The sequence below is a fragment of the Pandoraea commovens genome, assembly GCF_902459615.1.
GTDB lineage: Bacteria > Pseudomonadota > Gammaproteobacteria > Burkholderiales > Burkholderiaceae > Pandoraea > Pandoraea commovens.
Genome location: NZ_CABPSA010000012.1, coordinates 105,554 through 111,978, shown reverse-complemented (window position 1 = coordinate 111,978; position 6,425 = coordinate 105,554). Strand labels below are relative to the sequence as shown.

The 6,425-nt window shown below is 59.3% G+C and carries 5 protein-coding genes; 3 read left to right on the top strand and 2 right to left on the bottom strand.

Going from position 1 to position 6,425, the window contains the following annotated elements:
• Positions 1 to 226: 226 nt before the first annotated feature.
• A complete protein-coding gene (locus tag PCO31010_RS24870) occupies positions 227 to 1,069 on the top strand; it encodes a DUF3047 domain-containing protein (RefSeq protein WP_150666609.1) in 843 nt (280 codons plus the stop codon).
• Between the two features lie 86 nt (positions 1,070 to 1,155).
• Here the strand turns inward: PCO31010_RS24870 and PCO31010_RS24865 are convergent, their stop codons facing one another.
• Positions 1,156 to 2,352 (bottom strand): M20 aminoacylase family protein, encoded by a 1,197-nt coding sequence (locus PCO31010_RS24865; protein ID WP_150666615.1) that lies wholly within the window; start codon positions 2,350 to 2,352, stop codon positions 1,156 to 1,158.
• 214 nt (positions 2,353 to 2,566) lie between these two features.
• On the opposite strand from PCO31010_RS24865, the gene PCO31010_RS24860 reads away from it, so the two are divergent.
• Together PCO31010_RS24860 and PCO31010_RS24855 are read left to right on the top strand one after the other, a co-directional pair.
• Positions 2,567 to 4,642: a molybdopterin-containing oxidoreductase family protein gene (locus PCO31010_RS24860; protein WP_150666608.1), complete on the top strand. Its 2,076-nt coding sequence runs from the start codon at positions 2,567 to 2,569 to the stop codon at positions 4,640 to 4,642.
• A gap of 74 nt (positions 4,643 to 4,716) precedes the next feature.
• Positions 4,717 to 5,850, top strand: coding sequence for an aminopeptidase (locus PCO31010_RS24855; RefSeq protein ID WP_150666607.1), 1,134 nt, complete (start codon positions 4,717 to 4,719; stop codon positions 5,848 to 5,850).
• 37 nt (positions 5,851 to 5,887) lie between these two features.
• On the opposite strand, the gene PCO31010_RS24850 is transcribed toward PCO31010_RS24855, so the two are convergent.
• Positions 5,888 to 6,367 (bottom strand): MarR family winged helix-turn-helix transcriptional regulator, encoded by a 480-nt coding sequence (locus PCO31010_RS24850; protein ID WP_039393362.1) that lies wholly within the window; start codon positions 6,365 to 6,367, stop codon positions 5,888 to 5,890.
• Between the last annotated feature and the right edge of the window lie 58 nt (positions 6,368 to 6,425).

Below are 6,425 nucleotides of genomic sequence, written 5' to 3'. Positions count from 1 at the left end.
CTCCACGCCGATGATAGTGCGGATACCCGTGTGAAAGTAGGTAATCGTCAGGCTCCCCTTAAAAACCCCTTGCTACATACGTAGCAAGGGGTTTTTGCTTTGCGTTGACGCTTTGTGCATTACTGCGTTGTTGTAACGTCAGCACGAAGTGAAATTCCGGGTAGATCGTCGCGCATTTCTCGCTTAGCATTCGGCCACGGGGTTGGAAGTTCGGGGAGTAAAACGGGTGGTCGATCAGAATAGAACTAAGCATTACGCGCGGTGGCAGGTCGGGTTGGCGAGTTTGGGTGCTGCCATCACGATTGGCGGTATCGGTGGATGTGCGTCGCACGATGCAGCGATGGCGCACGTTTCAGGCTCGACTGCGTTGTCACATCATGAAGAGATCGCACCGCTCTCCGCGGCCGTCGATCCTGAAGGGCTTCCTCCGCACTGGGAAACATATCTTGTCACCCGTAATAAGCGTCTGACGCACTACGAGCAAACCACGGATAGCGAAGGAATCGCAGTGATTCGAGCGACCGTTGACGGGTCGGCTTCCGGCATTGCGCAGAAGCTCGATATTCCCGTGTATCCCGGTGCGAAATTGACGTGGCGTTGGCGAACAGACGCCATGCCGGTCAATGCGGATATACGTACGAAGCGATACGATGACGCGCCGCTGCGCATTGCGCTCGCTTTCGACGGAGACGCAGGCAAACTCTCCATGCAAGATCACATGCACCGTGAGCTGGCCCGAATGGTCAGCGGCAGGGAGTTGCCATTTGCGACGCTGATGTACACGTGGGGTGACGACAAGCTCGCCGTGAATGACGTGGTGCCCAATCCGTACACCGGCCGTATCCGTTCGGTTGTCGTTGAGCGTGGCACGAGCAACCTCGGCCAATGGCTGACGTATTCCCGCGATATCGCGAAGGATTATGAAAAGGCGTTTGGCGAACCGCCGGGCCGTTTGATCGGTATCGCCATCATGAGCGACGGCGATAATACGCAGTCCAAGTTCACTGCGTGGTACGGTGATATCCACTTGGACGCAGATGGTATTCCGACGACGACAGCAGCAAAATAGCAGCTGATAGCACCATCAAAAGCAAAAAAGCCAGCAAATCACATTGCTGGCTTTTTGTTGGGCGCTGAGACATCAGCGTCGCTTACTCACTTATTGCGCTCGAAATACGTCTCGACCAGCTTGACCCAATAGGTGCCACCGAGCGGCAGCAGATCATCGTTGAAATCATAGCTGGCGTTGTGGAGGTTGCAAGGACCGAGGCCGTGACCGCTATCCCGGTGCGTTCCGTCACCATTCCCGATGAAAACGTAGGCACCCGGCTTCTCGAGCAGCATGAACGAGAAATCTTCCGCGCCCATCGTGGGCTCGACCTTGTCATTGACGTTCTCGTCCCCCACCACTTGCCGCATCACATCGGCGCATAGCGCAGCCATGCCCGGCTCATTAATGGTCGGCGGGTAGTTGCGGTGAAACTCGATTTCGGCTGTGCAACCGAGCCCCTTGGCCACAAACTCGGAAATCTCGCGAAGCCGTGTCTCAATCAGGTCGAGGACCTCGATAGAGAACGTGCGAATCGTGCCGCCAAGCCATGCCAGATCAGGGACAACGTTCGTCGTATCGCCAGCGTGGATTTGAGTGATCGAGAGCACTGCTGCGTCAATCGGACGCTTATTGCGGGTGATGATGCTCTGCAGCGCTTGAGCGACCTGGACAGCAGCAATCACCGGATCGATCCCCGCGTTCGGAATACCGGCATGCGTACCCTTACCGCGAATCGAAATCTTGAATTCGTTGCTCGATGCCATCATCGGCCCAGGCGTGACGGCGAAGGTCCCCGTCGGTACGCCCGGCCAGTTGTGCATACCGAACACCGCTTGCATCGGGAAACGTTCGAACAGCCCGTCCTTGATCATCTCCCGTGCACCACCGCCACCTTCTTCCGCGGGCTGGAAAATCAGGTAGACCGTGCCATCGAAATTTCGGTGCTTCTGCAGATATTGCGCTGCAGCAAGCAGCATGGCGGTGTGCCCGTCATGCCCGCAGGCGTGCATCTTCCCTTCATGCTGAGAGGCATGCTCGAAGGTATTGGCTTCGTGAATCGGGAGGGCGTCCATGTCGGCGCGCAGACCGATCGCGCGGTCGCTGCTGCCATTCTTGATGATGCCAACGAGACCTGTCTTGCCGAGGCCCCGATGAATCGGGATGCCCCATTGGGTCAACGTGTCGGCGACAACGTCGGAGGTGCGTTTCTCTTCGAAGCACAGCTCGGGGTGCGCGTGGATGTCACGTCGGATAGTCTGGATTTCGCCGCGAGCGGCGTCGATTTCTGGAATGAGCTTCATGACGGGGGTTTCCTGCGGAGCGCAATGGCTCATCTTACCCCTAATGGGCAGGTCTGGCACCTCGCTCGGAAATGTCCGAACGAGCGGTCGGACACGCCTGAAAAAAGTCGCGAATGCCCGTGCGGCGGGGCAGCCCGCGGGCGAACGTAATACAATATCGCCAGCGCGCCAATGTCCCCGAGCGCAGAAATTTGGTAGAGAGAGGAGTAGTTTGATGACGACCAATACCCACGTCGTTCGGGCCGCATGCCCGCATGACTGTCCCGATACGTGCGCACTGCACGTGACGGTGGAGAACGGCGTCGCGATTAAGGTCCAGGGAGATGCGGACCATCCGACGACCAAGGGCGTCCTGTGCACGAAAGTCTCTCGTTACACTGAACGAACTTATCACCCGGATCGTCTGCTGCACCCGCTCAAGCGCGTTGGGCCGAAGGGCAGCGGCGAGTTCATGCGGGTGAGCTGGGACGAAGCGCTCGATGAAATTGCCGCCCGCCTTGGCGTCATTGCGGCCCGAGAGCCCGAAGCGATCCTGCCCTACAGCTACGCCGGTACGATGGGCTTCGTGCAGGGCGAGTCGATGGCCGCACGTTTCTTCAACAAGATCGGTGCATCCGATCTCGATCGCACTATCTGCGCGAGCGCGGGGGCCGCAGGGCTTCGATATACGTATGGCGCTGGCGTTGGCATGCATGTCGAGCATTTCGTCGATAGCAAACTTATCCTCATCTGGGGGAGTAATCCCATCACGTCGAGCGTGCACTTCTGGGCCATTGCGCAGGAAGCCAAGCGACGGGGTGCCAAGCTGATTGCCATCGATCCCTACCGGTCCCTCACCGCTGAGAAGTGCCATCAGCACATCGCACTGCTGCCGGGCACCGATGCGGCGTTGGCGCTGGGCATGATGCACGTGCTGATTGCGGAAGATCTGGTCGATCACGAGTACATCGCACGTCACACGGTCGGTTACAGCGAGCTCAAGGATCGCGTACGTCGCTACACGCCGGCGCGTGTCGCCGAGATTTGCGGCATTCCCGAAGAAACGGTGACGACGCTGGCTCGTGAGTACGCCAGTGCGAAGCCTGCCGCCATTCGTCTCAACTACGGCATGCAGCGCGCGAAGGGCGGTGGTCAGGCAACGCGTGCAGTGGCCTGTCTCCCGGCGCTGATCGGTGCTTGGCGAGACCCGGCTGGTGGGCTGCTGATGTCTACGTCCGGCTATGCGCCGGTGGATGCGGTGGCGCAGGCACGTCCCGATCTGCGGGCGCGTCAGGACAAACCGGCGCGCATCGTCAATATGAGCGCCATCGGTGACGCGTTGTGTCATCCGGGCGACGACGTTTTCGGCCCGAAGATCGAGGCACTGGTGGTGTACAACAGCAACCCGGTGGCCGTTGCGCCTGAGTCGAGCAAGGTGGCGGCTGGCTTCGGACGTGAAGATCTCTTTACTGTCGTACTCGAACACTTCCAGACGGACACGGCAGACTACGCCGACTTCGTGTTGCCAGCGACCACGCAGCTCGAGCATCTGGACATTCACAAGGCGTACGGGCACACGTATCTGCTCGCGAATAACCCTGCCATCGCGCCGCTCGGCGAGTCGAAACCGAACTCGGAGATTTTCCGTCTGCTGGCTAAGCGGATGGGATGGCAGGAGTCGTGTTTTTCCGACACCGACGACCAATTGGCGGAGCAATCGATTCGCTGGAGCGATGCTCGCATGGCTGGCAGTGACTGGGCGACGCTCAAACGTGATGGGTGGATTCGCTACGATCTGCCTGAGGCACCCTTTGCGAATGGCCAGTTTTACACGCCATCCGGCAAGTGCGAGTTCTACTCCGAACGTATGCGTGAAGAAGGATTCGATCCGCTACCGGATTGGGTGCCGCCGTACGAATCGGTCGCCAGCAATCCGGAGTTGGCCGAGCGTTATCCGCTGGCCATGATTTCGCCGCCGGCGCGCAACTTCCTGAATTCCAGCTTCGTTAACGTCGACAGTCTTCGGGCTTCGGTCGGAGAGCCCACGTTGGATATTCACCCGGAAGACGCTGCGCCACGGGGCATTTCGGATGGTGCGAACGTGCGCATTTTCAACGACCGGGGCACGCTGAGTGCCAAGGCTCGGGTCACGGAGAAAGCGCGAGAGGGCGTTGTCGTCGGACTATCGATCTGGTGGAAGAAGCTCGCACCGGACGGAAAGAACGCCAACGAAGTCACTAGCCAGCAACTCACCGATCTTGGCCGGGCGCCGACGTTTTACGATTGCCTGGTCGACGTCGCACCGGTCTGACGGCGACGACGTTCCATAAGCCCGTCCTAAGCCGGTTCCGAGTCCCTTTCGAATCAACACCCTGGAGTCTAGCAATGCCGATCTTGCTTGCGACGCTCCTGCGGTGGGGCCCCCGGGGCGCGGGACTCGCCGTGACGATAGCCCTGGCGATTGGGCTTCCCGGCTGCGCGCAGGTCGGCTACTACGCGCAGTCGATCAACGGCCACTTCACGGTCTTACATGAAGCGCAGCCGGTGAGTGATTTGCTGGCCGATCCGTCGATCGATCCGCGTTTGCGCACGCGGCTGATCGAGGCAGAGCAAATTCGCAGCTACGCTGTCTCGGCACTCGGTGAACCGGATAACGGCAGCTATCGCAGCTATGCCGATCTCAAGCGGCCATTCGTTGTGTACAACGTCTTCGCTGCGCCCGCCCTGTCCCTGAAGCTTCACGAGTCGTGCCTGTTGGTCGTCGGTTGCGTCGAGTACCGTGGCTATTACTCGCGCGAGTCTGCTGAAGCATACGCGGCCGAACTCCACCGGGATGGATGGGAGACGTTCGTCGCGGGAATCCCTGCCTATTCGACGCTAGGCTACTTTGACGATCCGCTGCTAAACACCTTCATCTACCTCCCGCGGGCGGAAGTCGCGCGCATGATCTTCCACGAGCTCGCGCATCAGATTCTGTTTGTCCGGGGAGATACGGCGTTTAACGAGTCCTTCGCTGTGACAGTCGAGACGGTGGGTGTTCGGCGCTGGCTCGCCGCACACCCCGACGCGGCGATGGAGTACGACCGTTACGATGCGCATCGTCGCCAGTTCCGCAAATTGGTCGATGGGTATCGAAAACGACTCGAAGCCGTGTATGACAGTTCGGAAACGGACGCGGCAAAGGTGGCGAGCAAGGATGCCCTGTTCGATCGCATGCGTGCGGATTACGACGCGCTGAAGACGTCCTGGGGCGGTTACAAGGGATTCGATCTATGGTTTGCCACGGATCTGAACAACGCCAAGATCGGATCGTTCGCGACCTATAACCAGTGGGTGCCAGCGTTTATGGCGCTGCTGGCGCAAGAGCATGACGACCTGCCAAGGTTCTATGCGGCGGTCAAAGCCATGTCAAAACGGCCGGAAGCTGAACGAAATGCGACGCTCGCCGCATTGGACAGTACGCCAGCGGCCGCCACCGCCCGAGCGCTACTGGACGCGCCGATGCAGGCTGTGCGGTGATCTGTGCGCGAAATGCATTCGCGGTACTTCGCTATCGCTACGAAATGACCGACTTTAAATCCCCGAGCAGCAGATAGAGCTGCTGCCGCTGATCTTCCGGCAAGGCGCCCAGGCGTTGCTCGATCCATTGTTCGTGAGCGCGGGCCATATTGGAGAAGGCTTTCTTTCCACGGGCCGTCAGTTTGATCAGAAACGCGCGGCGGTCATTCACGACGGTCTCGCGCGTCACCCAGCCTTCTTTCTCCAACTGATCGGTGATGCCGGTCACGTTGCCGCCAGTCACCATCATTCGCTTACTGAGCTCTCCCATCTTCAGTCCTTCCGGGTGACGATCGAGCTGCGCAAGCAAATCGAAGCGCGGAAGCGTGCAGTCAAACTCCTGACGAAGGCGTGAGCGGATGTCCGTTTCGATCAGGTTGGCGCAGGTGAGCAGCCGCAGCCAAAGCCGCAGCGCGTCGTGCTCGCGATCGTGGGCTCGCGTTTCGAGATCGAGAGAATCGGAGTCGGCGAGGCTCATGGTCGATGGCGGAAAATTTACAGTATGGAAATTTTAGGTTTGAAATAATCGCCGGGTC

Coding starts and splice junctions, on each gene's coding strand:
- PCO31010_RS24865 (WP_150666615.1), bottom strand. CDS start 2,352: ATGAAGCTCATTCCAGAAATCGACGCCGCTCGCGGCGAAATCCAGACT.
- PCO31010_RS24860 (WP_150666608.1), top strand. CDS start 2,567: ATGACGACCAATACCCACGTCGTTCGGGCCGCATGCCCGCATGACTGT.
- PCO31010_RS24855 (WP_150666607.1), top strand. CDS start 4,717: ATGCCGATCTTGCTTGCGACGCTCCTGCGGTGGGGCCCCCGGGGCGCG.
- PCO31010_RS24850 (WP_039393362.1), bottom strand. CDS start 6,367: ATGAGCCTCGCCGACTCCGATTCTCTCGATCTCGAAACGCGAGCCCAC.